Source organism: Psychrobacter sp., from assembly GCF_036731945.1.
Taxonomy (GTDB): domain Bacteria; phylum Pseudomonadota; class Gammaproteobacteria; order Pseudomonadales; family Moraxellaceae; genus Psychrobacter.
Map to the genome: position 1 here is coordinate 12,486 of NZ_DAINDI010000015.1, position 18,164 is coordinate 30,649.

Annotated in this window: 13 protein-coding genes; 3 read left to right on the plus strand and 10 right to left on the minus strand. The window is 43.2% G+C overall.

Annotated elements, in window-relative coordinates; all coding sequences use genetic code 11:
* Positions 1 to 408 precede the first annotated feature (408 nt).
* A complete protein-coding gene (locus V7D75_RS04660) occupies positions 409 to 1,821 on the plus strand; it encodes an aspartate ammonia-lyase (protein ID WP_333613611.1) in 1,413 nt (470 codons plus the stop codon).
* A 151-nt stretch (positions 1,822 to 1,972) separates the two neighbouring features.
* Here the strand turns inward: V7D75_RS04660 and V7D75_RS04665 are convergent, their stop codons facing one another.
* From V7D75_RS04665 to V7D75_RS04685, 5 genes are all read right to left on the minus strand, one after another.
* On the minus strand, positions 1,973 to 3,070 hold the full coding sequence (locus V7D75_RS04665; protein WP_333613612.1) for a hypothetical protein: 1,098 nt from the start codon (positions 3,068 to 3,070) through the stop codon (positions 1,973 to 1,975).
* A gap of 398 nt (positions 3,071 to 3,468) precedes the next feature.
* Complete coding sequence (hrpA, locus tag V7D75_RS04670) at positions 3,469 to 7,794, minus strand: ATP-dependent RNA helicase HrpA (RefSeq protein ID WP_333613613.1); 4,326 nt, start codon at positions 7,792 to 7,794, stop codon at positions 3,469 to 3,471.
* Between the two features lie 100 nt (positions 7,795 to 7,894).
* Positions 7,895 to 8,209, minus strand: coding sequence for a hypothetical protein (locus V7D75_RS04675; RefSeq protein ID WP_333613614.1), 315 nt, complete (start codon positions 8,207 to 8,209; stop codon positions 7,895 to 7,897).
* A gap of 1 nt (position 8,210) precedes the next feature.
* Positions 8,211 to 8,819, minus strand: coding sequence for a DUF1543 domain-containing protein (locus V7D75_RS04680; RefSeq protein WP_333613615.1), 609 nt, complete (start codon positions 8,817 to 8,819; stop codon positions 8,211 to 8,213).
* 144 nt (positions 8,820 to 8,963) lie between these two features.
* A complete protein-coding gene (locus V7D75_RS04685) occupies positions 8,964 to 10,385 on the minus strand; it encodes an SLC13 family permease (protein ID WP_201590856.1) in 1,422 nt (473 codons plus the stop codon).
* Between the two features lie 375 nt (positions 10,386 to 10,760).
* On the opposite strand from V7D75_RS04685, the gene V7D75_RS04690 reads away from it, so the two are divergent.
* Complete coding sequence (locus tag V7D75_RS04690; RefSeq protein ID WP_180952548.1) at positions 10,761 to 10,922, plus strand: hypothetical protein; 162 nt, start codon at positions 10,761 to 10,763, stop codon at positions 10,920 to 10,922.
* A 51-nt stretch (positions 10,923 to 10,973) separates the two neighbouring features.
* Here V7D75_RS04690 and V7D75_RS04695 read toward each other — a convergent pair whose 3' ends face one another.
* Positions 10,974 to 11,672, minus strand: coding sequence for a YoaK family protein (locus tag V7D75_RS04695; RefSeq protein ID WP_333613616.1), 699 nt, complete (start codon positions 11,670 to 11,672; stop codon positions 10,974 to 10,976).
* A gap of 108 nt (positions 11,673 to 11,780) precedes the next feature.
* A complete protein-coding gene (locus V7D75_RS04700; RefSeq protein WP_068405263.1) occupies positions 11,781 to 12,587 on the minus strand; it encodes an enoyl-ACP reductase FabI in 807 nt (268 codons plus the stop codon).
* Positions 12,588 to 12,939: 352 nt separating this feature from the next.
* Between V7D75_RS04700 and folE the strand changes: the two genes are divergently transcribed.
* A complete protein-coding gene (gene folE, locus V7D75_RS04705; protein WP_226928923.1) occupies positions 12,940 to 13,536 on the plus strand; it encodes a GTP cyclohydrolase I FolE in 597 nt (198 codons plus the stop codon).
* 135 nt (positions 13,537 to 13,671) lie between these two features.
* Here folE and V7D75_RS04710 read toward each other — a convergent pair whose 3' ends face one another.
* The 3 genes from V7D75_RS04710 to V7D75_RS04720 form a co-directional block, all read right to left on the minus strand.
* Entirely contained in the window at positions 13,672 to 14,982 is a 1,311-nt protein-coding gene (locus V7D75_RS04710) for an iron-containing alcohol dehydrogenase (protein ID WP_333613617.1), read from the minus strand.
* Between the two features lie 259 nt (positions 14,983 to 15,241).
* Positions 15,242 to 16,456, minus strand: coding sequence for a low temperature requirement protein A (locus tag V7D75_RS04715; protein ID WP_333613618.1), 1,215 nt, complete (start codon positions 16,454 to 16,456; stop codon positions 15,242 to 15,244).
* A gap of 54 nt (positions 16,457 to 16,510) precedes the next feature.
* On the minus strand, positions 16,511 to 18,115 hold the full coding sequence (locus V7D75_RS04720; protein ID WP_333613632.1) for an ABC transporter ATP-binding protein: 1,605 nt from the start codon (positions 18,113 to 18,115) through the stop codon (positions 16,511 to 16,513).
* Positions 18,116 to 18,164: the final 49 nt, after the last annotated feature.

An 18,164-nucleotide genomic window follows, 5' to 3' on the forward strand; every position in this document is an offset into this window, starting at 1 on the left:
ACCATTATCTTCAATGGTTTATTATCATCATTACTCATCAATATCGTAATTTGGGTTTTGACCCCGTTTATCGTCGCCATGACCCTTATCGCCTTATTATTTTATGCGATGGGCGTAGTGACAGAAAATATAAGAGCAAAACCCTAAAACAAATTTTGGTGCTTATTAAGTTTAAAGAGTTTACGGCTTTCTTCAGATAAAAACGCTTAGCGCTTACTATTTATAATATAAAGTTTTTTGTTTTATTATGCGTGATGTAATAAATATTCATTGTTAATCCCTGCCTAAAAGGCTTATGCTATAAGGTCAACCATATAGACTTACCAATGCAAGGCTATTACTGTCATGTTAACAAATGACGATATCTTTGCGTCTTAATCAGGGCTTTTTATTGAAAGGATTTATTGCATGACAACTGCTACTCGCCAAGAACATGACTTACTCGGCTATCGTGACGTGCCCGTTGATGCTTACTATGGTATCCAAACCTTACGTGCTTTTGAAAACTTCACTGTCAGTGGAGTGCGCTTGAACCAGTTTTCGACCTTTATTCGTGCCTTTGCCACCGTTAAAAAAGCGGCAGCGATTGCAAATAATAAAGTAGGCGTGCTAAATGACACCGTTAAAGACGCTATCACGGCGGCGTGCGATGACTTAATCGATGATAAATATCATGATCAGTTTATCGTTGATATGTTCCAAGGCGGCGCAGGTACATCAACCAACATGAATGCCAACGAAGTGATTGCTAACCGTGCTTTAGAAATCCTAGGCTACGAGAAAGGCGACTATCAGCATGTGCATCCAAATAACGATGTCAACTTGTCGCAATCAACCAACGACGCCTACCCTACAGCGATGAATGTGGCGTTAGATGAATACTGTGTCCATCTATTAAGTAAAATGGATATCTTGTATAACAGCCTTAAGAAAAAAAGCGTTGAGCTTGCCGATCAATTAAAGATGGGTCGCACACATTTGCAAGACGCCGTGCCTATGACTGCAGGTCAAGAGTTCAATGCCTTTGCAACCATGATCAAAAAAGAAATGGATCGTATCGAATCTACTCGTGCCCTATTTCATGAAATTAATATGGGCGGCACGGCGATCGGTACAGGCTTAAACGCGCCAGCGGGCTATTCTGAAGAAGTTGCCAAAACCTTGTCTGATTTGACTGGCAGACCTTATTATATCGCTGAAGACTTGATTGAAGCGACACAAGACACCAGTGCTTATGTGGCTTTGTCTGGCAATTTGCGTCTTTTTGCTGCGCGTTTATCTAAGATTGCCCATGACTTACGTTTGCAGTCTTCCGGTCCGCGTGCAGGTTTAGCGCAATATCGCTTGCCTGAAATGCAGCCTGGTAGCTCAATCATGCCGGGTAAAGTAAACCCTGTGATCCCTGAAGTGGTGAACCAAGCTTGCTTCCATGTCATGGGTATCGATCATACCATCGCTATGGCGTCAGAAAACGGTCAGCTACAGCTCAACGTCTTTGAGCCCGTCATTGCCTTTAACTTGTTTACCGGTATGAGCATGCTGGCTAATATCTGTGAGATGTTTGCCACGCGCTGTATCGATGGTTTGATGATGAATAACGAGGCGTGTAGTGTCGAGGTATTCAATAATATCGGGCTGGTCACCGCGCTAAATCCGCACCTTGGTTATGATGCGTCTTCTTTTGTCGCAAGAAGAGCACAAGAGACTGGTGGCAGTGTGTATGACATCGTATTAGAAGAAAAACTGATGGACAAAGAAACGCTAGATGATATTTTGTCTCCTGCCAATATGGTATATCCAAAGGTTAGAGCCCTACTATAATCTGTTCTTAGCTAAACAAAAAGGCTGGGTTAGCGATTGCTAATCCAGCCTTTTTGTTTAAGAGTTGAATTTATTTGTTAAGGTAAACTATATATAAAGGAAGTAACTACTTATAGTTAAATATGTTGATAGTTTTTCTGAGTAATCAATATTAATTCTTAGCTAAAGATATAACTCCCATCAATGAATTAGATGTTTTTTTCAACTCATTTCTTTCTTGAAGTTTATCCATAACATATTTGCCACCTGTAGGTATTAAACCAAGACCCGCTAAAGGAGCTAGTATAGGAGACATCGTTACCGCTAGACTAGCATAACCAATGCCAGCGGTATAAATGTGTTTATTTTTATATTTGCTCCTAATACCCTCTATCTCTTTACGATGCTGACTAACCAACGCTTCGATATAAGCACAAACTTCTCCAGCAACTGCACTTAAGTCTTCCACATTAGTCGAAGGTAAGCTATTTACGAGACCTCTTAATTCTTTTCTAAATAAAACATTTTCATTAGATTGACGTATAGTAATCATTTGATTATACGGAATATTGGCTAAAAAACTCATGCGTGGGCTCACTAAGGCTTTAACTATTGCATTCGTTTTTCTATCTTCTTTATTCATTTCAGTAATGAAGCTATTCTTCATTGAACTTACCAGTTGATAATAATGTGCTTGGCTATCAATACATAACAAAGGATTACTGTTTAGCTCAACAGAATTTTCAAGCAAATGATACTGTGGAACTACTCGCTCACATATAGCATTTATAACTAACCCCGCTTCTGGAATATTTAAATATTCCGAACACCATTCCTTGCTTCGCATCTCTTGCATTTCCTTTTTATAATACTTTATTGATGTTTGAAGTTTATCTCCTGATTTTCTGCCTGGTGCAATAAACAGTTTATTTTCTTCTACCTTTCTGAAAAAAACATCTTGATGACTCTGACTAAATTTATAAATATCCTCTAGAACTTGAATTCCATCATCGACATAATGTGAAAAGATATCAGTAATAAGTTGCTTTGTTTGTAGTTGAGTATATTTGTCGTTAGACTCTAAAGATTTTCCCCAGCTCGGAAATATAATAAAAGGAAGAATATCGAATTGAAAACTATTAAGTGTTCTTAGCTGAAGGATAAAAAATATAGCTTTAAGTATAGGAATATACTGAAACCTTTCTTCATTTCGTTCTCTTTCTAAGTACGGTAGTATAGGATCAGGGATTAGAACCGTATCAGCGAACAATAATGAACTTTTGGTTGCACTAAGGTGGCTACCGTAAAAACGTGAACTGCCTCCTAATACTAACTTACAAGCATTAAGCTCTTGAGCAAATCTATAAACATCTGTTCCACTTTCAGAATATAGACTATTAAGTTTATCAAAAAAATCAATATAAGGATTTGAGCTACCACTTGAACTTGCTACATTTCTTTTACTAAATTGTAGAACCTCATCAAAAGAATTAAATAGTGATGCGTCTCTACCTACAAGAATATTAAAGAAATCCTCCAGTATTTGTAAATATGTAGTTTAATATCCATATAGTTCATTAATATTCATTTTATATCCAAGAAACATTCATGTTAATAGTTATTATTTGATATTAAGCTTTAGATAACCCCATCCTAAAAAACCAAACGCTAACTCACTTTCTCCCACATCTTACTTAGACGCTTCGGTGATACTGCCATGCGAGTTTTCATCGGCTGCGCGAATAGCTGAATACGATATTCCTCGACCATCCAGCGATATTCGCTAATGGCTTTATCATTGGCACGATTTGCCAGCCGCTCCATATGCTCATCAAGAGCGTAGACACCATCAAGATCCGCTTCAAGATTGTGCTCAAGGCGCTCAAGACGAATCTCTAATGCTTCCAAATAACGCGGATACTGCTGCCAATGGCTATAATCCATGCGATAAACAAAATCAGCCAACTGCAAATCCTCTAGCTGGTCTTCGATATCTTCGATAGACTCGCCAAATATTTCTCTATCAAGCATGAGCAAGCTCTGACGGATACGCTGCCAACGCGTATAGACATTTTTAAGCGTTTTTATGACATCTTGACCCGTTAATAGGAAGTTACCAGCGACGACTTCTAAGGTTTTCTCAAACTCCTCTGGCGTAAAAGGCAATTCTTCCGCAAGGGCTACGGCAGTATCATCAGCGCTTTCAGGTAAATCGGCACTATGATCAAATAACACATAATGCTCTTCAAGCGCAGCATCCAATGCTGCATCGATGACGATGGTTTTTAGCTTCTCCATATCGCCAAGTGGTGCAAAAGCCAATTTAAATATCTTATCAATCTGACTGGTGAGCTGTTTTTTCTTCGCGCCAAGCTTACTTTTTATCAAGGTTAAAACCCCGACACGGTGTGCCTGCAACGCGGCATTGACGTCGGTATATTGGTGAATCGATACCGCCTCGCCCGACGCGTCTGCGACCAAGGCAGCAAACTGCTTCATCACCACGCCTGCACTATGATGATTTTTGCTAAAGGCAAAGTGCTCAGGAAACTCCGTATGCGTGCCTTGTTGCTCATTCACCGCTTGGCGGGTCTCTTGAGCATGGCGAATTTGTAGCGTTTGTAGGTCGCGACCCTTTTCGATAATGCGGTTTTTGTCATCGACCACGCAGATTTGCGGCTGTAAATAGCGATCAATGCTAGCAGGATTAAAACTCTCAGGCGTCACCGACATAATGCCGCGACGATTTAAAGCTTGGCACAACTGCTTAAGCAACCCTTGTCCACCAGCAGGCTGCAACTCATCAAACAAGCTATCGGCAGTATCAGGAATGGGGACGATTTGACGGCGAATGTCTTTCGGCAATGACTTGAGCAATTGTAATACCAACTCATAACGCCAGCCGGGTACGCCCCACAATAGCTCAATCGCATCAAGCTGCGGTAGCGCCGCCAGTGGCACACGAATGGTCACACCATCATCATCGCTTGACGGATCAAAGACATAACGCAGCGGTAATTTTAAATCACCCAGCTTCCACACTTCTGGAAAATCGCCTGTCGTTGGCGCTTGGCTATTAAGCACGTCATCATCGGTGAAGAATAGATACTTAGTATCAGTTTTTTCCACCTCGGCCCGCCAATCTTCAAAGGCTTTGCGGCTAGCAATATGCTCGGGTATTTTTTTATCATAAAACTGATACAATGCTTCTTCATCAACCAATAAATCACGGCGACGCAATTTGTCTTCGATACGTTCAATATCAGCAATTTTATCCATATTATGCTGTAAAAACGGCGCTTGCCGACCTAAATTACCGGTCACCAAACCATCACGGATAAAGATTTCTCGCGATTCAGCCAAGTTCACTTGTTCATAGTTAGTCAGCTGTTTACTAATAATAATCAGCCCAAATAAGCTAATCTGCGCGTAAGCTTTAACACGTCCGGTCTTCTTCGACCAATGCGGCTCAAAGTAGTGATATTTTAATAAGTCGCCTGCCGCTGAGATAATCCATTCAGGCTCAATTTTGGCAACGGTGCGCATAAACACTTGCGAGGTTTCCACCACTTCAAAGGCCATGACCCAAGGCGGTACTTGTTTAAACACCGTACTGGCTGGGAAAATCTTGGCTTTTTGCTGGCGCGCGGCTAAGTACTCGCCACGATTTTCAGTTTTATGCGCAATCGTAGATAATAACCCTGTTAATAGCGCGCGATGTAAATTGGCATATTTAACGGCTTTGAGTTCTTCATCTTCAATCGAGGTAGGGTCGCTCGTCACATTCTCTAAAGAAGCTTTTTTATTGCTACCTTTATTAGTGGTTTTTGCCGCCTTAACATCGGTCAGTTTTAGCTCAGTGACCATTTGTACCAGCTGACGATGGGTTTGATTCCACTCGCGCACACGCGGGAAGCTCAAATAGTTTTTCTTGGTAAAATTCTTACGCTGATTACCAGACAGTTTGTTGCCGTCTTCGTCTTTTTCAAACAAGGCTTTCCAGAGACTTAAATAGAATAAAAAGTCGGAGTCATCTTGGCGAAATTCTGCATGCTTTTGATCCGCTTGCTGGCGCTTATTGGCAGGACGCTCGCGCGGATCTTGGACAGCAAGCGCAGCAACCACGATGAGGATTTCTCGAATACAATCAAAATCGCTACCGGCAACCAACATACGTGCCAGCCTTGGGTCAATGGGCATACGTGCCATTTTTTGCCCAGTCGGCGTCAAAACCAAATGGTCGAGACCTTTTTGTTTTTTAGCATTACTGGCCGTTTCTTTTTGAGAAGCTTTTTTGGAAGTAATCGCGCCCAATTCATCAAGCAATTTATGCCCATCAGTGACCAAACGGCTATCAGGTGGCTCAATAAAGGCAAAATCATCGACACTGCCTAAGCGCAGGTTGGCCATTTGCAAAATAACGGAGGCAAGGTTGGTACGTAAAATTTCAGGTTCAGTGAACTCTGGACGACCAGTAAAGTCCTCCTCAGAATAAAGACGAATACAAACACCCGGTGCCACACGACCACAGCGACCTTTACGCTGATTGGCAGCGGCTTGTGAGATGGCTTCAATCGGTAAACGCTGTACGCGTGAGCGGTACGAATAACGCGAAATCCGTGCAAACCCTAAGTCAATCACATAACGAATGCCGGGTACGGTCAGCGCCGTCTCGGCAACGTTGGTGGCGATAACTATACGCCGACCGCGACCCGAAGGCTGAAATATTCGCTGCTGCTCTTCATAAGTTTGGCGAGCAAACAAGGGCAATACTTCAGTGTGCTTGGGTCCATGACGTTCAAGCACCTCTTGGAGCTCACGAATTTCAGCTTCTGTCGCCGCAAATATTAAAATATCTGCTTGATCGGCATGACCTTTGTTTTGTGCATCGCTAAAACATTCTTCGACGGCAGCAACCACCGCGCGAGGCAGATTCTCTTCAAAGTCATCATAGCTGTCATCATCCGAGCTGTTTACTGGCTCATCGGTCAGCGGACGATAACGAACTTCAACAGGGTAACTGCGACCTTCGACATTAAAAATCGGCGCAGGCACGTTACGTTTTAGCTTCTTATCATAATGGCTAAAATATTCACTGAAGCGTCTAGTATCAAGGGTCGCTGAGGTAATAATGACTTTTAAATCAGGACGCTTGGGCAGTAGTTTTTTTAGATACCCCATAATAAAGTCAATATTTAAACTACGCTCGTGCGCTTCATCAATGATAATGGTATCGTACTTACTCAAGAAACGATCATGACCTAATTCAGCGAGCAAGATACCATCGGTCATGAGCTTGACGACAGATTGTGCCGACCCTTGCTCATTAAAACGAATCTTAAAGCTGACGGTATTACCGAGCTGCTCGCCCAATTCTTCAGCGATACGGTTTGCTACGCTGCGTGCTGCCAGTCGCCTTGGCTGAGTATGACCTATTTGCCCTGTGATACCGCGACCTGCCAGCATTGCAAGCTTTGGTAATTGCGTCGTCTTACCAGAACCGGTCTCACCTGCCACGATAATCACTTGGTTATCGATAATGCCTTGAACCAAGTCATCAGCACGTTGACTCACGGGCAAATCAAGATTGAGCTTTTCTGCCAATTTCTCTGGGATACTATCCATACGCGCTTGCACCGCTTGCTGTGAGCGGGTTTTTATTTTGTCATACTGCGCACGTTTTTTGGTTAGCCCGTCCTCTGCTTTATTATCAGAACCCTTCTGATCTCTTTTATTATTAGCCACAGCGGCACGCGCCAGCTCACGCTCTAAACGGCTGAGATAATAGCTATCTTTGGCTAAAACTGGCAAATCGTCGGCAACCTTCGCGTACGAAGATGTGTTATCAGTATTTAGCGTAAGATTTGAGTCATCATTATTTGGGTTGGCGGCTTTACTTGCTTCATTTTCGTTGGAGCTAAATTCATTAGAGCTTAGGTCGCTGGTTGGGTTTTCAGTAGCAGTTTCTGCGGCATTCTTAGAAGTATTGGGCATATTTACTTAGGCTATTTATTATTTGTAAGTGCTTAGATTATGGGGTTAATTTGGGCGTGATTCAAGATGGTTATAGAAACAGGCTAAAACAAAAAATTCACTAATTACTGGTATAAATCACCTGCCCACTAGTTGCAGCTTCCGTAAAAAAGGTATGGAGCTTTTGTAGAGGCAACATAGGAAAAGGCAGGTGCAATGAAAGTAACAGTCTTTCAAACGCCACCACCTCATCAGCTAACCATTTAGCGACATCAGGCTGAATCTGTGGATTTTCATAAAGATTATCAATTAACCACGTCAATTGTGGAAAATTGGCATTATTATGAACCTGATAAAGCGTGGTCAATAGCTCATCAGATATCTGGCTACGTGTTTTGCGAATAACGCCGTTTTTATAGTACATATTTAAAGCCATATTATCCTAACCTCCTTAAATTCTTGATACTCAGATAACCAACGTACTCTTTATCATCAGTATTCGCAAATTCATTGTTATCGTTAGTAATCGGCTCGATGAGCAGCCGAACATTTGGAATAAGGTCATTGACGTTATAAATATCGTCGATATCTACCTCAAACTTATCATCAATATGCGAGGCGGCATTAAAAGGCGACTCTTTGTCTTTATAAGTAAATTGCTTATAAAATTCGCTCTGTTTTGCTTGCTTAATAGCGTCCGCTTGAGTAGCAGCAACGATAAGCAGCTTATAATGAAACTCTTCGAAACTGCCGCGCTGATAACCCCCTAGATTGATAAAGAATAATTTTAAATCGTTGGTACTCTCTACATCGTTGGCACTTTCTGTTTGGCTACTTGGTTCGACCAATTTAATCGCATAATTATCAACTTTGCTAATCGCTCGATACGAGTCAATGTGCCATTTATTTTTGACTTCAGGCCAGTGCTGATTAATATCGCCTATCAGCTCGCTGACTTGGTTGGCCACGCCAAAAAATATATCGTGCTGCTCAATCAAACGACCTTTAGGGCGACCACCAAGTTGTACCATAAACAGTGTTAGCATTTTACCCATTCCATAGCCAATCTCTTCTATAAAGCTTAACGTTAAAGTTCTAGTTATACAGTCATTGAAAATAAAAGGAAATAAAAAACCCGATATTTAAGTAAATATCGGGCTTTAGAGATTATGATGAACTTAATTGCTAGGCTATATTAAGAAAAAATACGCCCACAACCCGACGACTAGGGTAGCAAGAATATTGAGAATAACACCAACACGTATCATCTCATTTTGCTTAATCAGACCCGTACCAAAGACAATCGCATTCGGCGGCGTGGCAACCGGTAGCATAAAGGCACATGAGGCGCCAATACCGATGACCAAGACGAGTACTTCGTGAGGCAACCCCATTTGCTCAGCAATAGCAGCAAACACTGGTACTAACAAAGCAGCAGAAGCCGTATTAGAAGCAAACTCTGTCAAGAAGATAATAAATGCCGATACGGCAATCATGACGATAATAAGCGGTGCTGAAGACAGCGCATTGGCAACCGTTTCGCCCAGTACCAAAGACGCACCTGATACTTTCAAAATCGTCGATAGCGCGATACCGCCACCGAATAGCATGAGTACGCCCCAATCGGTATTATCAGACACTTGCTTCCATGAGACCAAACCCAAGCTCACTACAGCAGCAGCAGCGGATAAAGCAATTACGGCATCGGTATCAGTAATGTCTAATGCGGCACCGATTTTTTTGGAGAATATCCAGCTAAGGGCGGTAATGATAAAGACGATAATCGTCACTATGCGCGGTTTATTCCAAGCGATAGGCTCGTCTTCAAGCAGTACAATCTTACGATTTAGATTTGGTTTTAAATACACATACATGGCACCCAATAACAATGGCAAGAGCACCAACATCATCGGTATACCAAACTTCATCCAGTCTACAAACGCAATATCAAGCGCCTTTGCGGCAATAGCGTTTGGCGGCGAACCAACAATCGTACCCAGACCACCAAGACTCGCCGAATAAGCAATACCCAATAGTACAAACACAAAGGTGCCACGGTCTTTTTCACGATCAACTTGGGTCAAAATACCGAGTGCTAGTGGCAACATCATCGCTGCGGTCGCAGTATTCGATATCCACATCGACAAAAACGCCGTTACGCCAAATATCAAAAATACTGCCGTGCTGAGCTTACCGCCTGACATCGATAAAATCTTCAACGCAATTTTTTTATCCAGTTGCTGCACATGTAGTGCCGCAGCCAAAGCAAAACCACCAAAGAATAAATAAATCGTCGGATTGGCAAAGCTTTGTAAACCAATTTCCGCATCAAACTCTGGAATGCCAATCAACGCGCCAACGACGACGACCAAAAGCGCCGTAATCGTAACATGCACCGCCTCTGTCAACCACAGCACCCCGATGAAAAACAACATCGCAAGGCCTTTATTGGCATTGATATCAAACGGCAAAACGTTATAGATAATCATACTGATAACCGCCGCAATAGCGACCACTATCAACCCTTTACCCGTACCTTTTGGAAAAGTATCGGTAAATAAATACTCGTTGCCATCATCAGGAAGATGGCTATCTAGTTTTTGCTCTGACATAAAATGTCCTTATTTTCCCCAAAGACAGTGTAAAAAACCTAAAACAAAAGCGTACTTTGGCGATATACCATTCATCAATCGGTAACCGCAAAAAATACGCCGTCATCATAGCAGATATATAACAAAAAACTGATTTAAGAGTGCTGCTGATAATTTTGCAATAAATGTGGTTATAGAAAAATTAAGCAGTAATCCTTGTGATGTATGGTTACACATCGTCACTAAACAAGCGTACACCCTGTATGTACAAGCGTACAGTGCTATCTCATACTAAATAAGTTAATTAAAGCTAAAAGCCGATAAATTTACCCATTATATTTTTAAAATTTTTATTGGACTTTATTGGACATTGATAAAAACAAACAGGAGTATGCTATGCCAAATTCAAATAAAACCGATTCGACCACAAAAATGGCGCCAAAAGATATCAATCAAGATGGCTTGGATAAAAAAGATCAGCAGCGTACCGACGACTCCGCATTAGATATGATGCAAGGGTTACATGAACATGAAGATCACGAAGAAGACGATAAGTAGTTTGTCTCGTTAAGCTTATTTGAATCAAAAAGTTAAAATAAAAAGCGCTCATCAAGCAGATGGGCGCTTTTTTTGTCTCGGCTGTCTTTTTTCTGGCAAACGGTCTGACATATAGTTATAGAAAAAAGCTGCACTCAAAACAATGCTAATAGGGACAAATAACGCGCCATAGCCAACTTTAGCGTACAAAAACGCCCCAACGGCGCCGCCACCGCAAAAGCAGTACCAAATAATCGCTTGAAAACCTAAGGTGGGCTTACTAATACGGCGACCTGCCAGCCAGTTGCCGATGGCAGCGCCCATATCCGAGGTTAGTCCGGTCAAATGCGTGGTACGAATAACCGCGCCGCTATAAGTGGCGACCATCGCATTCTGTAAGCCGCACGCCATCGCCGCTGCCAATTGTCCTAAATAATCATGCTGCTGATATAACCAATAGCTCATCAATAATAGTGCCGCTTCTATATACAGGGCACTGCCGTAACGCCGACCCAGCTTTAATGATCGTTGCCCAATCACAAAACCGCTTAATATTGCCCCAGCCAAAAAAGACAGTAGCAAAGCACCGATATATAAAATACTGCGACCGTCTAAATGCGCAATCGCCGCTGAAAACAAGCTGACGTTACCCGTCACATGCCAGACAGACAGATTGGTAAATCCCATTAATGCGGCGGTATTGACGCAGCCTGCACTAAATGCCAGTACAGCGCCGCCCCACAATATCCATTTTGGTAATCTGGTTATCATATTCGTTGCCTAATGGCTTAACACCAAAAAGCCCATATTATAACCAAAAAGACAGCCAATTGGCTGCCTTCCCTACTGCTTAAGTCATATTAATTCTGCTTACAACCATTATTTTGTCTCATCAAGCATCATTAATTGCTCGCTGATGGCAACGGTATTAAAACCTGCATCTACAAACATAATCTCGCCAGTGATACCAGATGCCCACGGTGATAGTAAAAATAGCGCCGCATTACCGACTTCGGTCTGGGTAATATTACGCTGTAACGGGGCAATTTTTTCACTGATATCGAGCATTTTACGGAACGATTTGATGCCGCTTGCCGCAAGGGTACGAATAGGACCAGCAGAAATGGCATTAACACGAATACCTTCACCGCCCATCGAGGTAGCAAGGTAGCGCACACTGGCCTCTAAACTGGCCTTTGCCATGCCCATGACATTGTAATTTGGCAATACAGAAATACTGCCTTCATAGGTCAAGGTCAACATAGAACCATGACGCATGGCTAGCAGCGCGCGTGCTTCTTTGGCCAAGGCCACAAAGCTATAGCTTGAGATATCATGAGCAATTTGGCTGCCTTCACGAGTGGTGGCATTGACAAAATCGCCATCTAACTGATCCATCGGTGCAAAGCCAATCGCGTGGACAACACCATCAATACCATCGCCCCAATGCGCGGTCACTTGCTCAAAGCAAGCAGCAATCGATTCATCTGATGCCACATCACACTCAAGCACCAAATCCGCTTCAAAGGCTTCGGCGGCCATATCGACCCGTTTTTTAATTTTGTCATTGGGATAAGTCAAAATTAACGACGCGCCTTCACGGTGCAGCGCTTCTGCGATTGCCCAAGCGATAGAAAGCTTGCTTGCGATGCCGGTGACGACAAAGCGTTGTCCTTGTAGTAGCATAATAGTTCCCTGTAAATCGATTTAAATAAAAGATTATTTTTAATAGCTCGCTCATAAATAGCGAGTAAAGACACAAATTAAAAGATGACCCATTATACACGAATTGATTTAAGTAAACAGTCGTATACTGTATTTACTTACACGCTATAAACGCTTAATCTCCTTTAATAGTAACCGCTAATATGATTAAAACGATTATCTACTGAGCATAGCAGTATGAAGTTAAGCTGTTTTCAAGTATAATCACAGCCCTCCCAGCTTGCACAATTTTTATAAAAATCCTTTACAACCAATGTTTGTAAACAAGGATTAGCGTTAAGCTACACCCACATTTTGGATGGCTGCCAAACTTATGAGCAATACCCCAACAATAGCAACAGATTTTCAAGAAAGTGTTGAATCCTATCGCCAGCTAATCACTTCAACTGGCGAAGACTTAGAGCGTCCTGGCTTACAAGATACTCCAATACGCGCGGCAAAAGCGTTTGCGCATTTGACGCAAGGCTATCATCAAAGCTTGGAAGAAGTGGTCAATGGCGCGGTATTTCCATCGACCAATCGTGAATTGGTCTTAGTGCAAAACATTGAATTTTATTCATTATGTGAGCATCATATGTTGCCATTTCATGGCGTCGCGCACATCGGTTACTTGCCGAATGGTCAAGTATTAGGGCTGTCAAAATTCGCTCGTATCGTCGATATGTTTGCCCGTCGTTTGCAAATTCAAGAGAATTTGAGCGAACAAGTGGCACAAACGATTATGGATGTGACAGGTTGCCGCGGTGTGGCAGTGGTTATGGATGCAGCGCACATGTGCATGATGATGCGCGGCGTTAATAAGCAGCATTCGACCACGCGCAGTACAGCGATGCTTGGTGAGTATGTACACGACAATCAAGCACGTAACGAGTTCTTAGATGCGGTGCCAAAGCGTAAACCTGCGTTTTAATATCGTTTAAAATAAAACCAGTGCTAGTTATAAGCAACCGAGAAGTAAAGAAAAAGAGCACTTTGCGGATATCGCAATGTGCTCTTTTCTATTTTTAGAGCTTATTCATCGGACTTATTAAGTAGTTTAAATAACTTAAGCAACTTTATCGTTTTTTGAATCACGACTGGTGTGCTCATCACTGGCTTGCTTAATCTTGGTTAAGATTGCCTTGATTTCAGCAGCGGATAGATAAGTCGGCACCGCATAAGTATCGCTGACTTCTTTTGCCGCAGCTTTGGCGATGTCATTAAAATCACTGCTTTGCATATTTTTAACGGTTGGATCGATATTTAAGGTAGCAATCAGCTCGCGTACTTGCGCGATAAGATTATCGGCAATATCGCTATCGCTCTTGTTCGCTTGACCCGATTTGACCATACTAGTCTTGCGAGCTAACTCTGCCAGTCTTTTCTTGCTGCCTTTACGATTGACGTCGAGTACATACGGCAGCACGATAGCATTGGCGCGACCATGAGGGATACTATAATGAGCCCCCAACTGGTGAGCGATAGCGTGGACGTAACCTAGACCCGCTTTATTAAAGGCGATACCGCCGTAATGAGCGGCAATACCCATCTCTTCACGGGCTTTCAAGTTGCTGCCATCTTTATAAACTAGGGGCAGATTTTGCATCACAGATTTGACCGCAGAAGCGGCATAGTAGTCGGTCTCTACGCTGGCATTGGCACTCATCCACGCTTCTAAAGCATGGGTTAAGACGTCGATACCTGTATCAGCTGTGATATGCGCCGGCATACCTTTCATAATAACCGGATCGATAGCCGCTGCTAATGGCACCATTCTTGGGTCGATAGATAAGGCTTTTTGATGCGTTTTGTCATCTGACACTACCGCACCCAACGTCGCTTCTGAACCCGTGCCAGCAGTGGTCGGAATACAATAAAGCGGAACCGAAGGCTTTCTGGCTTTTAGGATACCGATAAGCTGTTTTGGCTTACAGTTATTGCCCTGTGACATCGCAATCATTTTAGCGGCATCAATAACCGAGCCACCACCAATAGCAATAATCGAGTCGCACTTAGCATCGACAGACTTGCGCAATCCCTCTTCGACAACCTTAAAAGTAGGATCTGGGGTAATGCCGTCGTAGATTTTATAGCTGATATTTTTGCTATCTAGGTAGTCCGTGACTTTGGCAGGAATACCAAGTTTGTTTAATACCGCGTCAGTGACGATAAAAACATTGGTATTGCCTTCATTGATGAGCATGTCGCACAAATCTTCACACGAGGTTTCACCGACAAACAACATCGGTCTTCTGATAGGCACAACGTAAGCGAACGCTTTTAGTACTTTGGCACGCGTCTTGGCAACCGCCAAATAACCAGCGTGTTGTAAGCCTGTACTACCGACCAATTTAGAAATCGTATTTTGTTTTTTCATGGGTATAAAAATCCTTTTTAATAATGCTAATACTAGCAATAACGACAACTTAAAGCAGTGATTCATCACCGCTGGCAAAATAAAAATGCTTGCAAAATACAGCTACTGTTTATAAAAGTGCTGTTTATAGAAGTGCTGTGTCAGCGCCCAGCTACTCTAAACTACTGTTTAAACTTATTGTACCACCGCCATTTTTAGGATGTCATGATTATTATGAACTGCAATGTTCTGACTATTTAGTGTCTATTGATAAGCCAGTTTAATCCGCTTCTTTGACCAGCCACTGCTTATTATCTTGATTAAAATACCAAATCATCACCACAGGTGCCAAGATACTGAGCCAAATACCATAAGTAATGGGCAGTCCTTGTGCGACCGCCATATAACTTAGCCCAATGATTACCAAAGCAATAAGCATGGCAATAACATTATGACTCGATTTACGGCACATTAATTCGCGCAGTATCGTGAGCGTTAATAAAAACATACTCAGCATAGCCATCAGCATACCCATTGCGTAAGGCTGAGAGATAATTTGATAGCCAGGCGCGGTGGTGTCAGCGGCAGCGGATTCTGTGACCAAATTTAACATACTGCCTAATCCTGCGATTGAGGCAAAGATAAAAAAGTGACCATAGCCAAACAAGAATAAGTCATGGCGACGACGCTCTTTATTCAAAATAGTATCGAATGGCACGATAAAATATAACCACCATAAAGAAAAAACCAAAGCAACCAAACTTGACCCTAAGAACATGATGGAGCTAGCGGCTGAGGCAGAATTGACCAGAAAATACTGAATACTGTTACTGACGCCGACCACACCCTCACCCAATACAATAATGGTCAATAGTCCGTAACGCTCCGCAATGTGTCCGGGATGCCAATTATTGAACTGCTCTGAGCGTGCCCACATCGGCATGACAAGCTCAGCTAAAATAAACAAGAACAGAGCGGGCGTTTGTAGCGATGCGGGTAAAAATAGCCAGCTTATCCATAGCGCCTGTAAAGTTAACAAGCCAACCATACTGCGACCAGCGACTTTTTGGTGGCCCGGTACTTGTCGATAGACGCGCCACCACTGACTACAACTCGCCAGCCGCATAATGGCATAGCCCGTCACCCCAATCCATGTCAGCCCTTGCTCATAAAACTGATGGATATTAGCCGCTATCATCAGTGATCCAAACATCTGGAACATCACTGAGATGCGATAAAACCAATCATCAGGGTCATATCCTGACGCAAACCACGTAAAGCTGGTCCACGCATTCCACAAGATAAAAAACGCGATGATAAAGGTTAAAAACCCTGACAGGTCATGCTCACTCAAGCGATTATAAAACCCATTGGCAGCGGCGGCGACAGCAATGACATAAACCAAGTCAAATAGCAGCTCAAGCGTGGTTGAGGGACGATTTGGCTCACTGGTATCTCGGGCTTGGATGGGTTTTATACTGAGCCTACCGATCATATAGGATGTTCCAATTTCTTTGGGTTCGAATCAATGTTTGGTTTGCTGCTCAGGCTAAATCATACTCGCCTGCAACAACTGCTGCGCGTACGGGTGCTGTGGATTATTAAACACCTCTTTGCTAGGGCCCGACTCAATACACACGCCGTCTTTTATCACCATCATATGCTGACATAAGGCGCGGACTACTTTTAAGTCGTGGCTGATAAACACATAGCTGATTTTCAATTTTGCTTGAATTTCCCGTAGTAAGCTAACCACCGTAACCTGCGTGGTGCTATCAAGCGCCGACGTTGGCTCATCCAGTATCAATAGACTGGGCTGCATAATGAGTGCGCGCGCCAGCGCCACCCGTTGACGCTGACCACCTGATAGCTCATGTGGATAACGTTGCACAAACTCAACGGGGAGATGCACAGTCGCCAAACTATCCATCACTGCTTGTTGGCGTGCTGCTTTATTGACACCTTGTACTAATAGCCCTTCTTCTACTATCTGCATGACCGTCATACGCGGGTTAATACTGGCAAAGGGGTCTTGAAATACCATTTGAATCTGTGAGCGAAAGGTGCGCAAATCACGTTTGGACAATGCCGTCATGTCCTGTCCATTGACTATTATCTGACCATTGACACGCGCTTGATTACTGAGTAATTGACTTAGGGCAAGAGCAATGGTGGTTTTGCCAGAGCCTGACTCACCAACGATACCTAACGCCTGCCCTTTCCGCAGGATCATATCGACGTCTTTTACCGCATCAAACCAGCGTTTGGTACCGCCATATAGACTTTTTTCAATCGGAAACTGTACTTGTAGGTTGCTGACCTGCAACACACTTGGTCGCTGATTATTCTCATCATTAGAAACATCTAGCGCGTGCCCGAAATCTTGCTGAATAAGCGAGCGGGTATATTCTGCTTTAGGCTCATTAAATACCGCTGCCGTTTGCCCTTGCTCAATCGTTTGCCCTTGGCGCATAACGATGACATCATCACTATAACGCCTGACCAGATTGAGATCATGGCTAATCAGTACCATCGCCATATTGTGCTGACATTTGAGATTATCTAGTAGCTCAAGAATCTCATGTTGCAGGGTGACATCAAGCGCGGTCGTCGGTTCATCGGCGATTAAGATATCAGGCTGCTGCGCCAATGCCATGGCAATCATGACCCGTTGGCGTTGACCGCCTGATAACTCATGCGGATAGCGATTCAGTTTATCAGCAGGATCGTTGATATTGACATCGTTTAATAAAGCGATACTTTTTTCACGCCACTGTTTTTTAGGGATACCGCTGATACGCAAGGATTCTGCAATTTGTTTGCCGACGGTATGTAGTGGGTTTAGCGCCGTCATCGGCTCTTGAAACACCATACCGATACGCTGCCCTCGAATAGAGCGCAGCGCCGCATTACGCCCTTTGTCATTGGTAATGGGCAGCGCGCTCATGCCTTCAGCGTTTGCTAGCTTTACCTCCCCAGTAACGGTCAAACTGTCCGGTAGCAAACCCAATAGCGCAAGACTGGCAATTGACTTACCAGAACCCGATTCACCTACGATAGCTAACGTCTGCCCTTGCCGTAGCTCATACGATAGCTCATCGACCAAAACGCTGCCTGCGTCCGTGATGATGCTAAGTTTATGGATGCTCAGCATGAGCTTATTTTGGCTGTTGCTACGACTATGATTTAAATAGGCATTTTGC

Excerpts from the sequence above, each read along its gene's own strand:
- V7D75_RS04660 (WP_333613611.1), top strand. The coding sequence starts at position 409 with ATGACAACTGCTACTCGCCAAGAACATGACTTACTCGGCTATCGTGAC.
- hrpA (WP_333613613.1), bottom strand. The coding sequence starts at position 7,794 with ATGCCCAATACTTCTAAGAATGCCGCAGAAACTGCTACTGAAAACCCA.
- V7D75_RS04675 (WP_333613614.1), bottom strand. The coding sequence starts at position 8,209 with ATGGCTTTAAATATGTACTATAAAAACGGCGTTATTCGCAAAACACGT.
- V7D75_RS04680 (WP_333613615.1), bottom strand. The coding sequence starts at position 8,819 with ATGCTAACACTGTTTATGGTACAACTTGGTGGTCGCCCTAAAGGTCGT.
- V7D75_RS04685 (WP_201590856.1), bottom strand. The coding sequence starts at position 10,385 with ATGTCAGAGCAAAAACTAGATAGCCATCTTCCTGATGATGGCAACGAG.
- V7D75_RS04690 (WP_180952548.1), top strand. The coding sequence starts at position 10,761 with ATGCCAAATTCAAATAAAACCGATTCGACCACAAAAATGGCGCCAAAA.
- V7D75_RS04695 (WP_333613616.1), bottom strand. The coding sequence starts at position 11,672 with ATGATAACCAGATTACCAAAATGGATATTGTGGGGCGGCGCTGTACTG.
- V7D75_RS04700 (WP_068405263.1), bottom strand. The coding sequence starts at position 12,587 with ATGCTACTACAAGGACAACGCTTTGTCGTCACCGGCATCGCAAGCAAG.
- folE (WP_226928923.1), top strand. The coding sequence starts at position 12,940 with ATGAGCAATACCCCAACAATAGCAACAGATTTTCAAGAAAGTGTTGAA.
- V7D75_RS04710 (WP_333613617.1), bottom strand. The coding sequence starts at position 14,982 with ATGAAAAAACAAAATACGATTTCTAAATTGGTCGGTAGTACAGGCTTA.
- V7D75_RS04715 (WP_333613618.1), bottom strand. The coding sequence starts at position 16,456 with ATGATCGGTAGGCTCAGTATAAAACCCATCCAAGCCCGAGATACCAGT.
- V7D75_RS04720 (WP_333613632.1), bottom strand. The coding sequence starts at position 18,115 with ATGCTGAGCATCCATAAACTTAGCATCATCACGGACGCAGGCAGCGTT.